Source organism: Vibrio harveyi, from assembly GCF_030060435.1.
Lineage (GTDB): Bacteria > Pseudomonadota > Gammaproteobacteria > Enterobacterales > Vibrionaceae > Vibrio > Vibrio harveyi.
Map to the genome: position 1 here is coordinate 1,490,586 of NZ_CP125876.1, position 19,549 is coordinate 1,510,134.

Annotated in this window: 18 protein-coding genes; 10 read left to right on the top strand and 8 right to left on the bottom strand. The window is 46.0% G+C overall.

The features are described from left to right. Positions 1–148: 148 nt before the first annotated feature. Together QMY49_RS23230 and QMY49_RS23235 are read left to right on the top strand one after the other, a co-directional pair. A complete protein-coding gene (locus QMY49_RS23230) occupies positions 149–898 on the top strand; it encodes an electron transfer flavoprotein subunit beta/FixA family protein (RefSeq protein WP_283314645.1) in 750 nt (249 codons plus the stop codon). 11 nt (positions 899–909) lie between these two features. Then, a complete protein-coding gene (locus tag QMY49_RS23235) occupies positions 910–1,875 on the top strand; it encodes an electron transfer flavoprotein subunit alpha/FixB family protein (protein WP_283314646.1) in 966 nt (321 codons plus the stop codon). Between the two features lie 1,961 nt (positions 1,876–3,836). On the opposite strand, the gene QMY49_RS23240 is transcribed toward QMY49_RS23235, so the two are convergent. Genes QMY49_RS23240 through pdhA form a run of 3 tightly spaced genes read right to left on the bottom strand, consistent with a single transcriptional unit; the run spans position 3,837 to position 7,046 of the window. After that, positions 3,837–4,979 (bottom strand): dihydrolipoamide acetyltransferase family protein, encoded by a 1,143-nt coding sequence (locus QMY49_RS23240; protein WP_283314648.1) that lies wholly within the window; start codon positions 4,977–4,979, stop codon positions 3,837–3,839. After that, positions 4,976–5,959: an alpha-ketoacid dehydrogenase subunit beta gene (locus QMY49_RS23245; protein WP_009696326.1), complete on the bottom strand. Its 984-nt coding sequence runs from the start codon at positions 5,957–5,959 to the stop codon at positions 4,976–4,978. The genes QMY49_RS23240 and QMY49_RS23245 overlap by 4 nt, the downstream gene beginning before the upstream one ends. Continuing rightward, positions 5,952–7,046: a pyruvate dehydrogenase (acetyl-transferring) E1 component subunit alpha gene (pdhA, locus tag QMY49_RS23250; RefSeq protein WP_009696325.1), complete on the bottom strand. Its 1,095-nt coding sequence runs from the start codon at positions 7,044–7,046 to the stop codon at positions 5,952–5,954. Before pdhA ends, QMY49_RS23245 begins: the two co-directional genes overlap by 8 nt. 593 nt (positions 7,047–7,639) lie before the next feature. Between pdhA and QMY49_RS23255 the strand changes: the two genes are divergently transcribed. From QMY49_RS23255 to yegD, 3 genes are all read left to right on the top strand, one after another. Next, positions 7,640–7,960: a DOPA 4,5-dioxygenase family protein gene (locus QMY49_RS23255; RefSeq protein WP_005450131.1), complete on the top strand. Its 321-nt coding sequence runs from the start codon at positions 7,640–7,642 to the stop codon at positions 7,958–7,960. A 236-nt stretch (positions 7,961–8,196) separates the two neighbouring features. Then, positions 8,197–8,823 carry a hypothetical protein gene (locus tag QMY49_RS23260; RefSeq protein WP_009696323.1) on the top strand — a complete coding sequence of 209 codons (627 nt, stop codon included), beginning with the start codon at positions 8,197–8,199 and terminating at the stop codon, positions 8,821–8,823. A gap of 87 nt (positions 8,824–8,910) precedes the next feature. Next, positions 8,911–10,263, top strand: coding sequence for a molecular chaperone (yegD, locus tag QMY49_RS23265; RefSeq protein WP_283314655.1), 1,353 nt, complete (start codon positions 8,911–8,913; stop codon positions 10,261–10,263). Positions 10,264–10,397: 134 nt separating this feature from the next. Here yegD and QMY49_RS23270 read toward each other — a convergent pair whose 3' ends face one another. Continuing rightward, positions 10,398–10,874 carry a copper chaperone PCu(A)C gene (locus QMY49_RS23270; RefSeq protein WP_029790722.1) on the bottom strand — a complete coding sequence of 159 codons (477 nt, stop codon included), beginning with the start codon at positions 10,872–10,874 and terminating at the stop codon, positions 10,398–10,400. Between the two features lie 85 nt (positions 10,875–10,959). Next, positions 10,960–11,421 carry a hypothetical protein gene (locus QMY49_RS23275; RefSeq protein ID WP_005450125.1) on the bottom strand — a complete coding sequence of 154 codons (462 nt, stop codon included), beginning with the start codon at positions 11,419–11,421 and terminating at the stop codon, positions 10,960–10,962. 375 nt (positions 11,422–11,796) lie between these two features. On the opposite strand from QMY49_RS23275, the gene QMY49_RS23280 reads away from it, so the two are divergent. Then, on the top strand, positions 11,797–12,837 hold the full coding sequence (locus QMY49_RS23280) for a hypothetical protein (protein ID WP_009696321.1): 1,041 nt from the start codon (positions 11,797–11,799) through the stop codon (positions 12,835–12,837). A gap of 97 nt (positions 12,838–12,934) precedes the next feature. Here QMY49_RS23280 and QMY49_RS23285 read toward each other — a convergent pair whose 3' ends face one another. From QMY49_RS23285 to QMY49_RS23295, 3 genes are all read right to left on the bottom strand, one after another. After that, positions 12,935–13,231, bottom strand: a complete 297-nt coding sequence (locus QMY49_RS23285) for a hypothetical protein (protein WP_017190881.1) — start codon at positions 13,229–13,231, stop codon at positions 12,935–12,937. Between the two features lie 117 nt (positions 13,232–13,348). Continuing rightward, positions 13,349–13,684: a hypothetical protein gene (locus QMY49_RS23290; RefSeq protein ID WP_017190880.1), complete on the bottom strand. Its 336-nt coding sequence runs from the start codon at positions 13,682–13,684 to the stop codon at positions 13,349–13,351. A 124-nt stretch (positions 13,685–13,808) separates the two neighbouring features. Then, the gene (locus QMY49_RS23295; RefSeq protein WP_101960714.1) at positions 13,809–15,032 is read right to left on the bottom strand and encodes a DUF5666 domain-containing protein; all 1,224 of its coding nucleotides are present in this window, start codon (positions 15,030–15,032) and stop codon (positions 13,809–13,811) included. 88 nt (positions 15,033–15,120) lie between these two features. Here QMY49_RS23295 and QMY49_RS23300 point away from each other — a divergent pair, with 88 nt between their 5' ends. The 4 genes from QMY49_RS23300 (at position 15,121) to QMY49_RS23315 (ending at position 19,543) form a co-directional block, all read left to right on the top strand. Further along, complete coding sequence (locus tag QMY49_RS23300) at positions 15,121–15,789, top strand: response regulator transcription factor (RefSeq protein ID WP_005450120.1); 669 nt, start codon at positions 15,121–15,123, stop codon at positions 15,787–15,789. Beyond that, positions 15,761–17,002 carry a sensor histidine kinase gene (locus tag QMY49_RS23305; RefSeq protein WP_049537604.1) on the top strand — a complete coding sequence of 414 codons (1,242 nt, stop codon included), beginning with the start codon at positions 15,761–15,763 and terminating at the stop codon, positions 17,000–17,002. Before QMY49_RS23300 ends, QMY49_RS23305 begins: the two co-directional genes overlap by 29 nt. Positions 17,003–17,163: 161 nt before the next feature. Next, the gene (locus QMY49_RS23310) at positions 17,164–18,093 is read left to right on the top strand and encodes an SRPBCC family protein (RefSeq protein WP_283314663.1); all 930 of its coding nucleotides are present in this window, start codon (positions 17,164–17,166) and stop codon (positions 18,091–18,093) included. 160 nt (positions 18,094–18,253) lie between these two features. Then, on the top strand, positions 18,254–19,543 hold the full coding sequence (locus QMY49_RS23315; RefSeq protein WP_283314665.1) for an alkaline phosphatase: 1,290 nt from the start codon (positions 18,254–18,256) through the stop codon (positions 19,541–19,543). The last annotated feature ends 6 nt before the right edge of the window (positions 19,544–19,549 follow it).

Below are 19,549 nucleotides of genomic sequence, written 5' to 3' on the forward strand. Positions count from 1 at the left end.
TAGGGCGTGATAAAGATTTTGAGTGACAATGTCACAATGCATTTTTTGTTAGCAAGGTGATGAAAAGCAAGAGCTTTAACACAAATCTTTGTCACGCATGACCCAATTGCTAGGACGCGTATCGCTTTGCGATCTGCTAGGAGGGAATGTGAAAGTACTGGTTGCGATTAAACGTGTAATTGACCCTTACGTTAAAGTAAGAGTCAAATCTGATGGTTCCGGCGTGGAAACCAACAACGTGAAGATGACGATGAACCCATTCTGTGAAATCGCGGTGGAAGAGGCAGTACGCCTTAAAGAAACTGGGGTAGCAGAGGAGGTGTTGGTGGTGTCGATTGGTGACACCAGTTGTCAGGAACAATTGCGCTCAGCGCTCGCATTAGGTGCGGATCGTGCGATTCATATTGATGTTGAACAGTCACCAGAACCGCTTGCGGTCGCGAAGTTACTCAAAGCTGTGATGGAGCAAGAGCAGGCTCAATTGGTGCTGCTGGGTAAACAGTCAATCGATACGGATAACAACCAAGTCGCGCAAATGTTGGCGGCACTGACGAATCGTCCGCAGGGGACATTTGCATCGGAAGTGAAAGTAGAAGGGGAAACGGTTCTGGTTACTAGAGAAATCGACGGCGGATTAGAAACGCTCAAACTGGATATGCCTGCGATCATCAGTACGGATTTACGTTTGAATGAACCGCGTTACGCCTCGCTACCAAATATCATGAAAGCGAAGAAGAAGCCGCTATCGGTAATGACGCCAGACTTCTTTGGTGTGAGTGTTGAACGCTCTCAGCAAGTGCTGGAAGTCATGACGCCGCCTGCCCGTAAAGCCGGTGAGATGGTTGGCAGTGTGAGCGAGTTAGTCAACAAGCTCAAAAATGAAGCGAAAGTGATTTAGGAGGCATAACCATGGAAAACAAACCGTTAGCAACCTTGGTCGTTGTGGAGCACGACAACCAATCACTTTCAGCAGATACATTACGTGCGTTGAGTGCAGCTTCTCAAATTGAACAAGACGGTGCCTCTTTACCTGTCACCGCCTTGTTAGTCGGACATCAATGCGGCTCAGTATTGAATGAGTTGAAGTGTGCAGAGGGCATCTCACAGATCATTGCGATTGATGCTGTCGAATATCAACATGCATTGGCAGAAAACCTGTCTACCTTGATTACTGAAGTTAGTAGGGATTATTCGCATATTCTTGCTCCTGCGAGTACTTTCGGTAAGAACTTGATGCCTCGTGTTGCAGCCCTACTGGATGTTGGGCAACTGTCAGATGTGATTGCAATTGAATCGCTCGATACGGTTGTTCGCCCCATCTATGCCGGTAATGCGTTAGCCAGAGTTCGTTCGGACGATGCTACCAAAGTGATGACGATTCGAAGTTCAGCCTTTGACGCTATTGCTATGTCTGATTCACCAGTAGTCGAGAATGTCGTGACGTTAGAAACGGTCATTAAGGCAGAGCACAGTGAGTTTGTTTCACAGCAAAAAGCGGAAAGCGAAAGACCAGAACTACCGGCGGCAAACGTCGTGGTCTCTGGTGGTCGAGGGTTAGGCAGCAAAGAGAATTTCGCGCTGGTGGAACAACTTGCTGATAAGCTTGGTGGAGCAATTGGTGCATCACGCGCTGCGGTAGATGCAGGCTTTGTCTCTAACGATTTGCAAGTAGGGCAAACGGGTAAGATTGTCGCGCCTCAACTGTACATTGCCGTGGGTATTTCCGGTGCAATTCAACATTTGGCAGGGATGAAGGACTCTAAGGTGATTGTGGCGATCAACAGTGATCCTGAAGCACCAATCTTCCAAGTTGCAGACTATGGTTTGGTTGGTGATTTGTTTGAGATTATGCCGGAATTATTGGAGAAGGTTTAAGTCCGGTATTTGTCGGGCGCCGTTCCCTAGAGCGAAGAATGAGCGAGTAGGGAATCTCTTCTTGCTCGCTACTTTAAGTCGTCATTCTGAACAGCGAGGAACGAGTGTGATTCAGAATCTATTGTCAAAGTGCGCGGTTAGTTTATTGCTATAAAGGAGCTTCAGCTTTCGTTGTCATTAGATTCCTAGTCGCGCCTAGGCTTGCTGGAATGACGTGCTAGAGTTTCCTTATGAAAATCAGATTTTTGAGGCGATTTTTGCAGAGTGCAAACCAAACAGCGTCATTCCCTAAAGTGAAGAATGAACGAGTAGGGAATCTCTTCTTGTTCACTACTTTAAGTCGTCATTCTGAACAGCGAGGAACGAGCGTGATTCAGAATCTATTGTCAAAGTACGCGGTTAGTTTATTGCTATAAAGGTGCTTCAGCTTTCGTTGTCATTAGATTCCTAGTCGCGCCTAGGCTTGCTGGAATGACGCGCTAGAGTTTCCTAAGAGGAATCAGGTTATTACGGCGTTTTTTGTTGAGGACAGTCCAAATCGCGTCATTCCCTAGAGCGAAGAATGAGCGAGTAGGGAATCCCTTCTTGCTCGCTACTTTAAGTCGTCATTCTGAACAGCGAGGAACGAGTGTGATTCAGAATCTATTGTCAAAGTACGCGGTTAGTTTATTGCTATAAAGGTGCTTCAGCTTTCGTTGTCATTAGATTCCTAGTCGCGCCTAGGCTTGCTGGAATGACGCGCTAGAGTTTCCTAAGAGGAATCAGGTTATTACGGCGTTTTTTGTTGAGGACAGTCCAAATCGCGTCATTCCCTAGAGTGAAGAATGAGCGAGTAGGGAATCCCTTCTTGCTCGCTACTTTAAGTCGTCATTCTGAACAGCGAGGAACGAGCGTGATTCAGTATCTGCTATCAAAGTGCGCTGTGGGTTCTTGCTACGAAAGACCCTCGGTGTTCGTTGTTCTTAGATTCCGAGTCGCGCCTAGGCTTGCTGGAATGACGCGCTAGAGTTTCCTTATGAAAATCAGATTTTTGAGGCGATTCTTGTTGAGTGCAAACCAAACAGCGTCATTCCCTAGAGCGAAGAATGAGCGAGTAGGGAATCTTTTTTTTGCTCGCTACTTTAAGTCGTCATTCTGAACAGCGAGGAACGAGTGTGATTCAGAATCTGCTATCAAAGTGCGCTGTGAGTTCATTGCTACGAAAGACCCTCGGTGTTCGTTGTTCTTAGATTCCTAGTCGCGCTTAGGTTTGCTGGAATGACGCGCTAGAGTTTCCTAAGAAGAATCAGGTTTTTAAGGCGCTTTTTGCTGAGTGCAGACAAAACAGCGTCATTCCTTAGAATGAAGAATGAACGGGAAGGGAATCTCTTCTTGCTCACTACTTTAAGTCGTCATTTTGAACAGCGAGGAACGAGCGTGATTCAGAATCTGCTATCAAAGTGCGCTGTGGGTTCGTGCTACGAAAGACCCTCGGTGTTCGTTGTTCTTAGATTCCGAGTCGCGCTTAGGTTTGCTGGAATGACGCGCTAGAGTTTCCTTCTAAGTATCAGGCTATTACGGCGTTTTTTGTTGAGTGCAATCCAAATCGCGTCATTCCCTAGAGTGAAGAATGAGCGAGTAGGAAATCCCTTCTTGCTCACTGTTTTAAGTCGTCATTCTGAACAGCGAGGAACGAGCGTGATTCAGAATCTATTGTCAAAGTGCGCGGTTAGTTTATTGCTATAAAGGTGCTTCAGCTTTCGTTGTCATTAGATTCCTAGTCGCGCTGGGGCTTGCTGGAATGACGCGTTAGAATTTCCTTCGAAGTATCAGGCTATTACGACGTTTTTTGTTGAGTGCAATCCAAATCGCGTCATTCCCTAGAGTGAAGAATGAGCGAGTAGGGAATCTCTCTTTAAATTCACCCTCAAAACAAAGGGCTTCCAATCGGAAGCCCTTTTGTTATTCATGGCAAAAGCTGTTTAAACACTTGGTTTTCTCAAGTGTTCTGCCAGTACTTTTGTGAACCTTGCCGCTTCGCCGCCGGTACATGCACGGTGGTCAAACGTAATCGACAACGGCATGGCTTTCACTGCTACAGCTTGCCCGTCTCGAATTACAACCTTCTCAATGATTCGACCTGCACCGACAATCGCGACTTGTGGCGGCGTGACCACTGGCGTTGCGTAAATGCCTGCAATTGCGCCAAAGTTTGAGAGCGTAATGGTGGCGTGTTGCAACTGCTCACGACCAATCTTACGTTCGCGTATGCCTTGTACGGTTTGGTCCAACCAACGACGTACCTCTTGTGGCTCGTACTCGTCAGCGTGTCGCAGAACAGGCACGTACAAGCCGTGTCGGCTGTCTACTGCGATACCGATGTTCACCGTGCTGTGGACACAACGCGTCATGGTCTCAGCATCAAACCATGCATTCATGGCAGGCTCTTCCTGACACGCATGCACAATGGCTTGGACAAGACGAATACTGATGTCTTCACCTTGCTTCCAGCCTTCCAACACGGCTTCTTCGGTAATGGTGACCGCTGCGACATTATGGTGGGATTCCGCCATGGTCGATACCATGGTTCGGCGTGCGCCTTTGAGTACTTCTGTACCTGGACGTTGTTTGCCTGCTTCATCGTAGATATCGGCATCGACGATCAAACCATCCGGACCGCTGCCTTTAACTAACTCCAAATCAACACCCAGTTTCTTCGCTAATAAGCGAGCAGAAGGTAGGGCTGTGATGAGGTTATCAGGCGATGGATTGTGTTCGCCACCAATCCAGAAGTCGTCCACATTCACGCTGTGTGCATGTTGGGAGACATTACCGACCACGGTTGCTGCATCGGCAGTTTGTTTCTGCTCTGAGACGGTTTGTTCTGCTCCCGTTTCATCGATTTCCAGAAGTAGAGCGCCAATGTTGATTACATCGCCTTCTTTGCCATGACGACTCACGATACGACCGCCATAAGGCGCAGGGACGTCCACGGTCGCTTTTGCGGTTTCGACAGTAAGCACCACTTGATCGAGCTTGACCATATCACCGACACTAATATGCCATTTCACAATTTCTGACTCAGCGAGACCTTCGCCGAGATCGGGTAAGTTAAACGTCTTCATTTCCAATCCTCCACGAGTTCGCGTGCGGCGAGCACAATGTCTTCTTCCTGAATCATGTAATAATCTTCGTTGCGGTAGTACGGCATGATGGTATCCATGCCCGTGACGCGTTTTGGTGGCGCTTTGAGTAGGCACATGGCATGTTCTGCGGTTCTGGCTAGCAGTTCTGAGCCGACACCACAGGTTTTGCTGGCTTCATGTACCACCAAGAGGCGTCCAGTTTTCTCAAGGGAACGGAAGATGGTCGCGGTATCAATGGGTTTGATGCTGGCTAAATCAATCACCTCAACTTCGATACCTTGATTGGACAGCGTTTGAGCCGCTTGCAGTGATTCGACAACACACGCTCCCCAAGTCACTAACGTAATGTCGCGACCTTTGCGAAGGGTAAAGCATGTGTCGAGAGGTAGCGCTTCGCCATTATCCACCACTTCAGATTTCACTGTGCGATAGATACGTTTTGGCTCAAAGAACATTACCGGATCGTTGCTACGAATGGCTGCCAGGAGCAAACCATAAGCGCGTTGCGGTGATGAAGGAATCACAACCTTAAAACCTGCGGTGTGAGCAAACAATGCTTCGACACTTTCGGAGTGGTGTTCTGGTGCGTGAATACCGCCACCAAAGGGCGCGCGGAACACTGCAGGGCAGGTGAGTCGACCACGAGTACGGTTACGCATTCGTGCCGCGTGACACATCAAATGTTCCAATGCAGGGAAGACAAAGCCTTGGAATTGAAACTCTGCTACAGGTCGTAAACCTTGCGTAGCCATGCCGACAGTGACACCGCCAATAAGCGCTTCAGCTAAAGGTGTGTCGATAACACGCTTAAGACCGTATTTTTGTTTGAGTCCAACAGTGGCGCGGAATACACCGCCATTGTCACCCACGTCTTCGCCAAGGACGATGACATTCGGATCGTGTTCCATTTCATGGTGCAGTGCGAGGTTCACTGCTTCAACTAACGTGAGTTCAGCCATGTTTCCCTCCCTGCATTCGCATTGCTTTGTTGATTAGCTCATCCCTTTGCGCATGAAGCTCTTGGGGTAGGGATTCATAAAGGAAATCGAAGCCCGTTTCAGGCGCTTGATTCGGCATGTTGAGATAACGTTCAACGGCGAGTTCAACTTGTTCTTTACAGTGGGCTTGCCACTCTTGCTCTTTCTCGTTACTCCAAACGCCTTGATTGGTGAGAAAAGCTTTAAGTCGACGAACGGGTTCATATTGCCAAGCCGTTTGAACTTCATCCTCGTTACGATACCGGGTCGCGTCGTCGGCGGTGGTGTGATCGCTCAGGCGGTAACTTACGGCTTCGATTAACGTCGCGCCTTTGCCTTTTCTGGCTCGTTCAAGGGCGGTCATTGTTGCATCAAACACCGCAACGACGTCGTTGCCATCCACCGTAATACCAGGAATGCCAGCACCTTTGGCTTTTTCTGAGAGAAATTCCGCGGCACATTGCAAACTGCGTGGTACGGAGATCGCCCATTGGTTGTTGTTCACCACAAAGACTAATGGGATGTTCCATGCGCCCGCACAGTTAATGGATTCAAGGAAGTCGCCTTTGGAAGTGCCGCCATCGCCGCACATCACCAAAGCCGCATCGTGATTGCCTTGGATTTTCAGCGCTGCCGCAACACCAACGGCATGGGTACACTGGGTTGCGATTGGGACACAGAAGGGCAGATCTTTGCTAGGAAAAGGGCTGCCTTCGGGAGCGAAGTCGCTGCCGCGTTCATCGCCTCCCCAGTATTGCAGGTTCTTTTCCATTCCTATACCACGACACCACATGGCGGGCATATCGCGGTAATAAGGAACAAACACATCACTGGCTTTTAGTGCTCGGCCTACCGCTATCCCAACGGCTTCCGAGCCAAGGTGTGATGGGTAGGTGCCTAGTTTACCAGTGCGCTGCAAGGCAACGGCTTTGTTATCGTAAGTGCGAGTTAATATCATGTCTTGATAAAACCCGACCAATATTTCGAGATCAGCCCAGTTGGGTAGTTGGCTGACGAGGTTCCCATCATGGTCGATAAACCGATGCATGGGTAATGCCTGAACGTTCATCTCAAGCTCCTTTTGACGCTGCGGGTCTTTTGGACTGCAGCTGCTCATTGTTTCGATCTCAGCCTGTATGGGTACTCAGGCTTTGATATCAGCGCAAAAGGTCATACCTAGGATTGCAGTTTTTTTGATAGTTATCGACGCTTTTGGTGCTCGTCTCTCTAACAAAAGTGTGTTCTGGTAAAACACAAGGCGTCATTTATTACTGCTGTTTACACCGCCTAATCCAGTGATGAATCTTGGTATAACCAGATACAGTAAGTGTAAACAAATTGTTAAATTGTGCTTTAATTTGAGTTGTTACCCACAGTAAAGTTTCGCTTACACCGTACTTTTCTAGGATAAAACACTGCTTTTTTGAATTGTACGTTTTCGAAGTTGAAGGGAATCACTGAGTTTGACAGGAAATTTGTAATAAAATTATGCTGTAAAATTCGACAGGTTGAGTGATTTATCAACCATATTCGCGCAGATCCAGTAACACGTTAATCTCTCCGTCACGCTTTGACGATAGATTTGAATTTGTCGCTTCCCTCGATAGTTGAATGCAGGTAGTGTGGCGACTAATGAAAGTCAGTGATACGCATGGAGAAGTTATGTACCACATTCATGTTTACTTCCCGCTTCAGCAGCAGGATAAAGCTCAAGCCTTGAATGAGATCATTCGTCAAGAACGCCAAGATGTTTTGCGCGTTTTCCCTTTAGTGTGCAAGTTGGTTGGTCCACATAAGATGCCAATGTTTGAGCTGCATGTTGAATCGATAAGTGATGAGTTCATCGCATGGCTTGATACCATTCGTGGCGGTTTTTCGGTTCTGATTCATCCAGTCAGTGACAACGAGCTGCGTGATCATACCGAGCGTGCGATTTGGTTAGGTCGTGAGCTTGGCGTGTTTGAAGAAAAGCTCGAAGCATAATTCGTTTGGGTAGACCGTTTCTTTCCCTCCTATTTGGTCTATCCAGATTCAGCAATTCCGTCCATCGTGTGCTAAACCTTAATAACGGTAGTGATAAAGTCGTCACTGCCGTTTTGAGTACATTCATGATGTTTAACAATGCATTAAAACAAGATTAAGCACAAAAACAGGGAAGTGCAGTTTACGACCCCAACGCCATTGGCAGTGGAAAAGGACATTTCTGGAGGGGAAAGGGTATGCTTACAATACTCTTAGTAGCACTTGCGCTGTATATTTTCTGGTTGTTGTTTCGTAACGGTCCTGCGTTTGCAGAGCGAGTACCGAACAAAAAACGTAACTGGGTCGGACCAACGTCAAATCAAAAAGAATGGCAGGGCTATTGCTCCGAAGTCTTTCAGCCATTTAGCTCTCAAACTACCTTTTATGCCATCGCGTATTTTGCCAATTTTGTCGCTGCGGCAAACGCCATTTCCTGGTCTATAGTTTACGAGGGCGATTACTCCGTCATCATCAGTCGCTTTGGCAGCTACTTCATTCTCAACACGCACGATGCCTTGGTAATATCGGGGTTCGTCGCACTGGCGTGTTTCATCATTAATTGGCAAATGGCGGTACACTGCGCGGGGATCATGAGCCAGTATTTGGTGCGAATCTTAATCATCAATCGTACGCGCTTCGTTGCGATCAGTTTGGTGTTCTGTAGTTACTTTGCGTACTTGTTGACTGTCGGCATTTTCTGGTTGTTCCACGACGGATACTCGATTTGGCATGGGCTTACGCTCACTCCGGTATTTCTGTTGTTGGCTTTGTTGCTTGCGGTTGTGTTGCCATCAATGAAGAAAGAACCTGCCGAGAAAGAGTAAGCGCCACTTATTTCATTGAGTTGCGGTAGTAATTCCACTGAGGTTGAGGTAGGATTGCCGACCTTTTTTTCGTCAGTGGGAGGACTTATGTATATCGGCTTTGACTACGGCACCGCGAACTGTTCGGTGGCGAAAATGGAACAAGGTGAACCGCAACTTTTAAACCTTGAAGGGAATAGCCCTTACATTCCTTCCACCCTTGCTGCACCGACGCGTGAGTCGGTGTCTGAACACTTGTTCCGCCATCGCAACATCAAACCTTTCGATCAGGTTGGTGAGCAGGTTTTGCGTCGCGCGATCAATCTTAATCGTGAAGAAAGCATTGAACTTGAGCCAGAAGACATGGCGTTTGGTCAAGCGGCATTGAATCGCTACTTGGAAGATCCTCGCGATATCTATTACGTGAAGTCTCCGAAGTCTTTCCTCGGTGCTTCTGGTCTGCGTGATGTTCAACTGAGCTTCTTTGAAGATCTAGTTTGCGCCATGATGGACAACATCAAATCGCAAGCAGAGAACAGTGCGCAGCAAATTATTACTGATGCAGTGATTGGTCGTCCGATCAACTTCCACGGTCGGGGTGGTGAGACGGCGAACATTCAAGCTGAAGGCATTCTTTTAAGAGCAGCAAAACGCGCTGGTTTTCAGAATATCGAATTCCAATTTGAACCGGTAGCCGCAGGTCTGGAATACGAAGCAACGCTAACCGAAGATAAAACCATTCTGGTGGTTGATATCGGTGGTGGTACGACAGACTGTTCTTTGATTCAGATGGGACCATCTTGGCGAGGTAAAGCCGACCGTACCGCAAGTCTGCTGGCGCACAGTGGTCAGCGTATTGGTGGTAACGATTTGGATATCGCCTTGGCGTTCAAACAACTGATGTTCCCATTCGGTATGGAGAGCAAGATGGAATCGGGCATCATGATGCCAACCACGCAGTTCTGGAACCCAATTGCGATCAACAATGTGGAAGCGCAGAGCGATTTCTACTCACGTGAAAACTTATCGGCGTTGAAACTGCTGCACAAGCAAGCGCAAGAGCCTGAGAAGCTGGCTCGTTTGTTAGAGGTTTACCACGAGTCGCTGGGCTACAACATCGTGCGTCGTGCAGAAGAAGCTAAGGTGGCGTTGTCTGACCAAGCGTCTTACCGTGCGGGCATTAACTTGTTGTCTGAGTTGATTGAAGTCGATGTTCAACGTGATGAGATGATTGAAGCGATTGAATCACCGAAGAATAAGATGACGGCTTTGGTTACTGAAGCGGTAGAGCAAGCGGGCTTGAAACCGGATGCGATCTTTATGACTGGTGGTTCGGCACGTTCACCTATTTTGCGTGATGCAGTGCAGACAGTATTGCCAAACATTCCAGTGGTGAGTGGCAACTACTTTGGTTCGGTCACTGCTGGTCTAGCGCGCTGGGCAGAGGTTTGCTTTCAGTAAGACTGAGCGAGGAACGAACGAGTAGGGAATCTCTAAAGTGCACATCAGTACAACCAAAGGTGCACACGGCTAGAATCATAGGTACCAAAAGCAAAAGAGCCCGCTGAAGTAGCGGGCTCTTTTCGTTCAAGCGATTAGTGATGGTGCGTGTGCTTTTCCATGTGGTCTTTCTTCTCAACCGCCATTTCGACTTCCACTTTACCTGCTTTTTTGAACGTCAAAGTTACAGGGAAACGGTCGCCTTCTTTTAGCGTTTGGGTTGGGTTGAAGATCATGAGATGGAAGCTGCCTGGCTTGAATTCCACTTTCTGCTGAGGCTCTACCACGACTTCATCAATCTTAATCATCTTCATCATGCCGTCTTCTTTCGTGTGAGTATGAATTTCCACACGGTCAGCAATCGGTGTCGAAGCCGCAATCAGTGCGTCGTCGACGTCACCTAGGTTACTTAGCTGGAAGAAACCGCCAATTACTGGCGCATTTGGTGGCGCTTCACGGCTCCAAGGATGATCGATGTGAATCTTGCCTGCTTCGTATTCGTGAGCAAGGCTGAGTGGACTTGCCAGTAAAGCGACAAGAGCGATAGCTGTGGTTTTGATTGTTTTAAGCATTAGTGTTTTCCTTATGAAATTTGGCTTCTCCGATTCGAAAGTTCGATCGGCTTAATAGTTGTTTTCGTGTGCCACATGCAGAGCATTAGGCGAGGAAAGCACAAGGCGGTGATTGTTTTGGTGCGACGTGTTTATAGACTTGTTTGCCACAAATCGCGAATTGGTAATGTATGAGCGTGTTCTTAGTGCGCCTTAGCCAAGAAAGCGTAGCAAGGTAAAGTCCTAGCGCGATAGAAATAAAGAATTGCGCTGCTTGCAATAACGGACACTCAAATTGAAATCCATCATGCAGATTAAGGTCTTGAACAAATTCAGAATTGGGCAGTGCGTTGGCTTCAATCAGTTCGTTAATATCCACCCATTTAAAGCCATCAGCGGTACACAGCAACACCTTTTCATCTTGAACTTGGTTTAGCCAGTTTTCGCTGTGGATTTGCGTAGGGTTCAGTGCCGCAGTCGACGTTAGGTACAGCTGAAACAGCACAGCGATAATGATCGTGATAGCGCTTAGTGTCTGTTTTCCTTGCTGTATTCTGAGTATATCCATGCGACTCGGTAGTGAGATTTTTAACGCGGCGATACTAACAAACGAACAATAATTTGTAACTATAAGTTTATAAAACGGTGATGTGAGTGTGTTTTATTTGTTTTGTGGTTATTTGTTCTGAGAACCGAAATCGCAAATGTCGTTATCCAGTAGCCTTCTAAATCCATTGGTAGGCTGAATTTTAGGAATTTTGTTGGTGATTTTATGTGCTAGAATCGAACTGATTCAATTCAAACTGATTATCTATTCCTCACTTGTTTTCCATTAACGGAATTATGACAGTAATTTAATAAAGGATACGGTATTCTCCGCACCTTTGTAGTTGCTTGAAGCGCCCGTCACATAAGGGCTGCGGAATCTTAAGAAATTTCTCCAATGAAATACGAACAACAGATCGGATATCGATATCCTAAAGGTCGATTTGCTATGGTGAGCGTGTACGCGTTTACTGGCGCTGCGATTTTAGCATCGACTATTTTTTCTCTTTTACTGTTTTTGTCGATTGACGAAAACCCAATGATGCAGGCGCTATTCGGCGGTCTGGCAATCATCTTTGAAGCGGGCAAGTTTTACGCTTGGTATGAATACGGTGAGCGTCGTGCACACAGAAACTACACCGGAGCCCTAACGGCGTTAGTTTTCTATTTGGTGCTTGCCGCTATTTCTATCGGCGGCAGTATCGGTGGCATCAACAGTGCGACCAACAGCGCCCAAAGTCATATCTCTGTAGAACAAGCGAAAGTGGAAGCCTACAACCGTCAGATTGCGTCAATCGATAAGCAGATTGAACTGAACAACATGGCGGCGCAAAAGTACATCGAGATGGAGCGTATCGCAACTGGCGTAACGCGCATTCAAGAGCAGAACAAGAAGCTACGTGAAGAGCAACAACGTTTAGCAACAGAGCGTGATAGCTTACCGCCAGTGGCGCAAGGTTCGGTGATTGGTTTGATCGACAGCTTAGCGAAAGCATTTGGAACGACCTCTTCTCAAGCGCAGTTGGGCTTGGTGGTGTTCTTATCTATCTTGTTGGATTTCTTTGCAGCTTTCTTTGTGGGTTTGATTGGTGAAGAGAATCGCTTCCGCCATTTCTTCCGTCGTAACGACGGGATAACGCTCGCAAACGTTCGAGATATTGACCCAGAGCCAGCGGGATACTTGCCTCATATCAAAGAGGAAGCCGAGCCTGAAGCGCAACAAGAGCTTGAACCAGAAGAGCCAAAAACGTTATTAGAGCAGGTGAGTGACGCGTTAAAAGGTCACCAAATTACTTGCACCAAAAAAGCGGTGGCGAAGCAGTTCAGACTTTCGGCAGAAGAGGTCGACAAAGTGTTTGAAGAACTAGCTAAACTTGGTTTAGTCGGTAAGAAAGCCAACCACCATTACCACTGGATTGGTCAGACCGAAGTGGCTTAAGCATTGTGAACGAAAAAACAAAGGAGCGTCCAGATGGACGCTCTTTTCATTTACTCTAAACCCATATTTCACCAATCGACTCACTTCAGGCTGACGATTAATCAGTGATGATCTTCTTGGTTGTGTTTTTAATAGGTTTCTTCTCTTTCTCTGGCATTGCAGCGTCGACGGCCTTACCTGCAAGTCCTTCCTCGGGTAGCGCGTCTTTACCGGCTTCTACCGTGCTGTCTTTTAAGGCTTCTTTTGGTGTGCATCGACCACCGACTCCCACTACCGCTTTAGTCGCTGTTGCTTTGGCTGCTTTTTCTGCGTCACAGTCTGGGTCCAATACGCCAGCATCCGCAGAGGTTGTGCCAAATAGGAGGAGAAGTAGGGCAAGGTTACGTTTGCTCATTACAGTTACCGTCTTCATGTCAACATGGATTAAGTGTAACTGAGTGATATGAGTTTGCAGGAAAAGAAAAGTGCCGCAGACGCGACACTTGTGAGTTTCTGTTGTAATTTCGGAGCCTTAGTCGTTCGCGACCTCGATTTCTCTTGCGATATTTTGATCGTTTACAACTACACCATCAACTTCAATAGTCGCACCGTCTAAGTTCGCTTCTTGTACGCCATTAAGCTGAGTATTGGTATCAATCACAACCGTTTTGGTTTGGAATTCTGGTCCATGATCGTTTTGGCAAGCAAGCACGAAAGTTCGGGAGTTTGCGTCGTAACTGTTTACTAAGCCTGTGCACTCAAAAGACTCTAATCGCTCTGATGTATTATCGTTGTTTGTTGCCGCGAAACTGCTTGCTGAAATACAAGCACCGAAAAGCATAATTAGAGGTAGTGTCATTTTACGCATTATTAATCCCTCATTTGGTCATACGTATCTGTTGTAAAAATTGAAAAGAAAAGACGATACGAGAGAGGGAAGAAGCACCACAAAGGCGGTGCTTCTTAGTTGTGTTTGTTGTACTTATTTCGACTTAGTCGTCAGATTCCCAAGGCTCAATCTCAAGTGCAACATTTGTGTTGTTGATGATAGTACCTTCCACTTCTACATGTTTATTTGCGATGTTTGAAAATGACAGACCATCTTCAAACATTGTTTTGCTATTTACGACCACGCTAGAGTTATCGATAGTTTGGTTTAAATCATTCCAACAATGATCGATGTCGAAAGTTGCGGTGTCCACGCCATTAATTTTGTGGTTTGCTACCCAGCCAGAACATTCGAACTCATTAACGTTCCAATCTTCTTCGTTATCATCTGCCCAGTCTGGCTTTTCAAACTCGACATGAGTTGCAACCGGGGTGTTCAATGTTCCCATGACAGAAGTCACTTCAACTTCAGAGCCGACGGCTAGATTGGCGATCAACGCTGGGTTACAAGGTGCGTCATCATCATTTTGGAAGCAAGTTTTACCATCAATGATAAATGTTCCGCGGTAGTTAAGCTCGAAGGCGCTCTGGTCTTGGTTTACCCAAGTGACGATGCCTTCAACATCATTTTCTCCTTGTAGTTGGTTGTAGCTTTCAACTTCAACTAACGAGGCATGAAAAACGTTGCCATTGAAAGAGCCTTCTGCTTCCACCCATTGACCCACTTGTAGATCCGCAATGCGGTCATAAGCGACAGTCACATTTGCACCAAGTTTGAATTCTTTCTTATTAAGGTCAATGCTTGAAATTCGACCTTCAACTTCATCTTGATCAGACAAGCTGGTTTCAAATTTTACGACTGAAAGTACTTTGTATTGGTTGTTCGCCGCAGGTAGAGACGACACCATTACCCAGTCACCACTGTCAATATCTGAGTTAATGAGTTCTGGATAGACAAGTTCAAAACCATTGATGGTGAACTTGCCCGCGTTTTTGTCGATGATCTTAATGTGACCAGTCATGGTTGGTTCTAGTGTTACAACGACGGGTGCACTAGACGATTTTTCCTGACCAGAACCAACTTGAACCATCATGTTAGGCTTCACAGAAGCAAGGTTGGTTTGTTTACCACCATACATAACTTCTGATACGCGGTAAGTGTAGCCATTTACTGTGATTGAACTGTTTTCACTACTTACAGACTCTACGGTACCGATAGCCGCACTTGGTTTCGCTACAGGTTGAGTTGTAGAGTTATCGCTACCTCCAGACCCACCACAACCTGATAATGCCAAACCCACTGCCGCTACAAGCGCTAATTTTTTCATGATATCGACCTATTTTGAAAGCTTATTTATGAATTTGGTTGTATCTTATGGCGCTTATCGTGAAGTGTTCGTGAAGAAACGTGAGCCTATGAAAATATTAATTGTCGATGATAATCACAATGTTTCAGAAACTATTGCGGATTATCTAGAGCTCGAAGGAATGACGATAGATTGCGCTTACCATGGAGAGGCTGCGCTAAATTTAATTCAAGAAAATCATTATGATGTCATCATTATGGACATCATGATGCCAAAACTTGATGGCATCAGTACAGTCGAGAAACTCCGTCGTGAGCAACTTTGTGGTACCCCAATTTTGTTCTTGACTGCCAAAGATACTCTCGATGATAAAGTCGCGGCATTCAATGCTGGTGGTGATGACTATTTGATGAAGCCATTTGCCATGCAAGAACTTAGCTTGAGAGTACATGCATTAGCCAATCGAGGTCCAAGGCAAGATATTGGCACGTTAAAGTTTGCAGACATAAGCTTAGATGTGAGAACCGATGAAGTGACTCGCAATGGTAAACACATCAAACTCAGCCGCATTCAAACTAAAATTCTAAAGCTGCTTTTAAAGCGCGCGCCTGCAGCGGTGTCTCGTACCGAAGTAATTGATAATGTATGGGGTGATGAGCCTCCAGGCAGCGATGCATTGAGAAGCCATATCTATGGTTTAAGAACGGCGCTCGACAAGGGTTTTGATGATTCCAGACTAGAGACGATTCATGGACAAGGTTACCGACTCAAAGCATAAAGAATACCCAAGTATTTATCGCAAGATCCGCTGGGGATTTGGTTTAATGACCTTTGCGATGTTTACCTTATTTTGGTCGTTAATTTATGTAGCGGAGAACAAACTCGAAGTACTGAGCTTACACCACTGGTTGGATACAGAGGTAGAGCTGTACCAAGAGAACTTCCAAAACATGGGGTGGGATGCGCCGCTTCCTAACGTTCTAGAATTTGATTCTTATTGGAGTGAAGCACCAACACCAGAGTGGCTGTTGTCTTTCAAGTTTCCCGGTTTCTATGAATACCTTTTAGGCGAGGAGGATAAGCATTTTGTCGTGTTTGATCACCCGTCTGGTAAAGGCTTGATGTACATTGTCTTTCAAGATGACTCGGATGACTACTTGGATGAATACGAAAGCTCGCTGCACCAATTCACATTCTTTTTAGGTGGATTGTTTTCTTTGATCATGGTTGGCTACGGTGTCTATATGGTGCGCATTTTGTCGCGTCCACTTGCCAAGATTGAAGACAAAATAGGGCGAATGCCACCTGACCAACCGGGTTTCGATGTGGATACCAAATTCAGCGAGACTCGTCATATTGAACAGACTCTGTTAGATAGTAAAAATGAAATCGCAGGGTATTTTCGTCGTGAGCAAGAGTTTAGTCGCTTTGCTTCTCACGAACTGCGCACGCCCATTATGGTTATTAAAGGCTCAACAGACATTTTGGCTCGCGTACCGGATCAACCGCCCATTGCTCACAAAGCTATCACACGTATGCAATCGGCTTGTGAGGAAATGAGAGTGTTAACGGAAGCCTTCTTACTATTGGGTAAAGAGAAGGTAGAGCCGCAACACTATGCCGATCATGCGTTAACCACATGCTTAAAACAGCAGTTAGCTGAGCTTGCACCTCTATTTGCTAAACAGGGAGCAGAATACAACCTGAGCGAAAATGAGAGTGGGTTCGTTCATGCCCCAGAGAGTTTTGTGACGATTGTAATTAATAACCTGATCAAAAACGCGTTTAGCTACAGTATTGGCGATATTGAAATCGTGTTGATAGGCACGCAACTTACGATTGTTAATCGACACGATGGTAATGAAACCTACAATGCAGGTTATGGTTGTGGCTTAGTTATTGTCGAACGTATTTGTGAGCGCATGAGTTGGCCATTTGAACTGGATGATGATGGCGTAAGGTTTACCGCTACGGTTGATTTTCGATCGTAAAGTCATCAGATCATTAAATTCCGGTAACACACTCATAAACGGTTAGTTGTAAAGCCAGATCCTCGACTCTGGCTTTTTTGTTCCTAACTGCCAGTGAAACAAGAAAAAATCTCGATTTGAATTAGACTCATAAGAGTAAAAATGAAACCCAAGGAATGGTTATGCTCTCTTATCAGGTCAGCCGAAGTATCGAAATCGAAAAGACGCAAAGTGAAATCATCGATTATCTGAAAGATTTTACCCATTGGCCCGAATGGTCACCATGGATAATTTTGGAACCGGATTGCGAACTTACGTACAGCGAAGAACAAGGAAAAGTTGGCTCAGGATATCAATGGAATGGTAAACGTATAGGTACAGGGGCAGTGGTACTGGAAAGTACACAAGAGCATCGCCTTGATATGGAGTTACACTTCTTTCGACCATTTAAAAGTCAGGCGAAAGTGACATTGGTTGTGACGCCGTCACAGAAGGGGTGTGCAGTAGAATGGATGATGCAATCCCGTGTACCTTGGTTTTTATTCTTCCTTAAGGGGATGTTTAAGTCCATGATTGAAATGGATTATGACCGCGGTTTACGTATGCTAAAAAGCCAGTTGGAAACCGGGCAAGTCTTATCTCAACTTAAAGACCTCGGTTCCCGGAAACAAAACGAAGTCAGCTACATTGGCTTGGCTGGGGCAGGAACTATTTCAGAGATTGGTCCTGTTATGCAGCAACATGTCGAACGCTTGTTTGAAATGGCAGAAAAAGAAAACCTCCCCGTTACTGGAGAGTTGTTTTGCTACTACCTTTCGATGGACATGAAGCGTGGTTATTTTGAGTTTATCACGTGCTTACCAGTACAAGCAGGAGTCGTGGCGACTGGCGAGTTTGTTGCTGGAACTATCCCCGCCAGTGATACTTATGTCGTTGAACATAAGGGCGAATACTGGTTCTTAGGTAACGCGTGGTCATTGGTGATGAACCTAACGCGACAAAATGGCATTAAAGTGAAAACCAAGCCGTTAGGGATCGAACGCTATATGAACAACCCCAATGAGACAGAGAAAGCAGATTTGTTGACCGAGGTAATTGTCTTCAAGAAATGATGTGCGTTGTAAAAGTATGAAGAAACACCATGTTTCAATCCAACTGCATGATAATATTGATTAATCAATTAGAACGATAACCAAGTTGATGAGTGCGATGCTCAAGTACCTCTCAGTTACTTGGATAAATAGCACCATCGCATTATGTCATGGATGAGATATGAAACTTAAATATTCCCTAATTACTGCCTGCTTATTCGCGTCTACTTCTTATGCGGATGAAGCCCCTAAAAACATCATCTACATGATTGGTGATGGCATGGGACCTGCTTTTACGACTGCATATCGTTACTACCACGATGATCCAAGTACAGAAGAAATAGAACCAACAGTATTTGACTCAATTTTAGTCGGTATGGCGAAAACCTATCCAGACGATGCTACTTATGTCACTGACAGCGCTGCGAGTGCAACGGCATTGAGCACAGGGGTCAAAAGCTACAATGGTGCGATTGCGGTTGATGCTGAGAAGAAGCCAATTAAGACAATGTTAGAGATGGCAAAAGAGCAGGGTATGACGACGGGGCTTGTCGCAACCTCGCAGATCAATCACGCTACCCCAGCGAGTTTTGCCGCACATAACGAATCACGCCGAAACTATGATGAAATCGCCAATGATTACGTCGACAATAAAGTGGATGATCAACTGCCAGTCGACTTGTTACTCGGAGGTGGTGTCCGTTATTTCGAACGAGATGACCGTAACTTAGTTGAAGAGTTTAAAGAACAAGGGTATCAGTATATTACGGACTTCAAACAACTTCCGGCGTTGCAAACCTTGCCTGCTCTTGGCTTGTTTGCAGATAAAGCATTTCCGTTCGCATTGGATGAAAACCCAACTCGATTGCAAGTGATGACCAACAAGGCGTTGTCCTTACTTCAACGCCAAGATAACGGCTTTTTCGTCATGATTGAAGGCAGTCAAATAGACTGGTGTGCTCATGCGAACGACATTGCATGTGCGATGGCAGAAATGGATGACTTTGCAAAATCAATTGAACTGGCAAAAGCTTATGTTGATGCTCACCCAGATACGCTTTTAGTCGTTACGGCGGACCACTCCACGGGGGGGTTAACCCTCGGCGCTAATGGTCAGTATTTATGGGATACAGAAGCGATTAAGGGCGTTCATACTACAGCGTGGCCGTTGGCGATGTCTTTGGCCAAATCTCACGATATGATCGCGACGTGGAATGAGTCCGTAGATTGGGCATTAACTAAAGATCAAAGCCGACAACTGGCATACGCAAAGTTGAGTGAAGAGCCAGCTAAAGCGCTTTACAAAGAAGTGAAGGATATTATCAATAAGAAGAGTTATACCGGCTGGACGACGAAAGGACATACCGCAGTCGATGTTCAGGTCTTCGCTTATGGTAAACGCTCTGAGCAGTTTATTGGTTCGCAAAACAATACGGATATCGCTAAGAAACTAATCAACTTTATTCAATAATGGATG

Bases quoted from the DNA above. Each gene is read 5' to 3' on its own strand.
- QMY49_RS23300 (WP_005450120.1), top strand. From the start codon at position 15,121: ATGAAAATATTAATTGTCGATGATAATCACAATGTTTCAGAAACTATT.
- QMY49_RS23285 (WP_017190881.1), bottom strand. From the start codon at position 13,231: ATGAGCAAACGTAACCTTGCCCTACTTCTCCTCCTATTTGGCACAACC.
- QMY49_RS23240 (WP_283314648.1), bottom strand. From the start codon at position 4,979: ATGAAGACGTTTAACTTACCCGATCTCGGCGAAGGTCTCGCTGAGTCA.
- yegD (WP_283314655.1), top strand. From the start codon at position 8,911: ATGTATATCGGCTTTGACTACGGCACCGCGAACTGTTCGGTGGCGAAA.
- QMY49_RS23315 (WP_283314665.1), top strand. From the start codon at position 18,254: ATGAAACTTAAATATTCCCTAATTACTGCCTGCTTATTCGCGTCTACT.
- QMY49_RS23255 (WP_005450131.1), top strand. From the start codon at position 7,640: ATGTACCACATTCATGTTTACTTCCCGCTTCAGCAGCAGGATAAAGCT.
- QMY49_RS23280 (WP_009696321.1), top strand. From the start codon at position 11,797: ATGAAATACGAACAACAGATCGGATATCGATATCCTAAAGGTCGATTT.
- QMY49_RS23270 (WP_029790722.1), bottom strand. From the start codon at position 10,874: ATGCTTAAAACAATCAAAACCACAGCTATCGCTCTTGTCGCTTTACTG.
- pdhA (WP_009696325.1), bottom strand. From the start codon at position 7,046: ATGAACGTTCAGGCATTACCCATGCATCGGTTTATCGACCATGATGGG.
- QMY49_RS23260 (WP_009696323.1), top strand. From the start codon at position 8,197: ATGCTTACAATACTCTTAGTAGCACTTGCGCTGTATATTTTCTGGTTG.
- QMY49_RS23310 (WP_283314663.1), top strand. From the start codon at position 17,164: ATGCTCTCTTATCAGGTCAGCCGAAGTATCGAAATCGAAAAGACGCAA.
- QMY49_RS23295 (WP_101960714.1), bottom strand. From the start codon at position 15,032: ATGAAAAAATTAGCGCTTGTAGCGGCAGTGGGTTTGGCATTATCAGGT.
- QMY49_RS23235 (WP_283314646.1), top strand. From the start codon at position 910: ATGGAAAACAAACCGTTAGCAACCTTGGTCGTTGTGGAGCACGACAAC.
- QMY49_RS23290 (WP_017190880.1), bottom strand. From the start codon at position 13,684: ATGCGTAAAATGACACTACCTCTAATTATGCTTTTCGGTGCTTGTATT.
- QMY49_RS23305 (WP_049537604.1), top strand. From the start codon at position 15,761: ATGGACAAGGTTACCGACTCAAAGCATAAAGAATACCCAAGTATTTAT.
- QMY49_RS23275 (WP_005450125.1), bottom strand. From the start codon at position 11,421: ATGGATATACTCAGAATACAGCAAGGAAAACAGACACTAAGCGCTATC.
- QMY49_RS23245 (WP_009696326.1), bottom strand. From the start codon at position 5,959: ATGGCTGAACTCACGTTAGTTGAAGCAGTGAACCTCGCACTGCACCAT.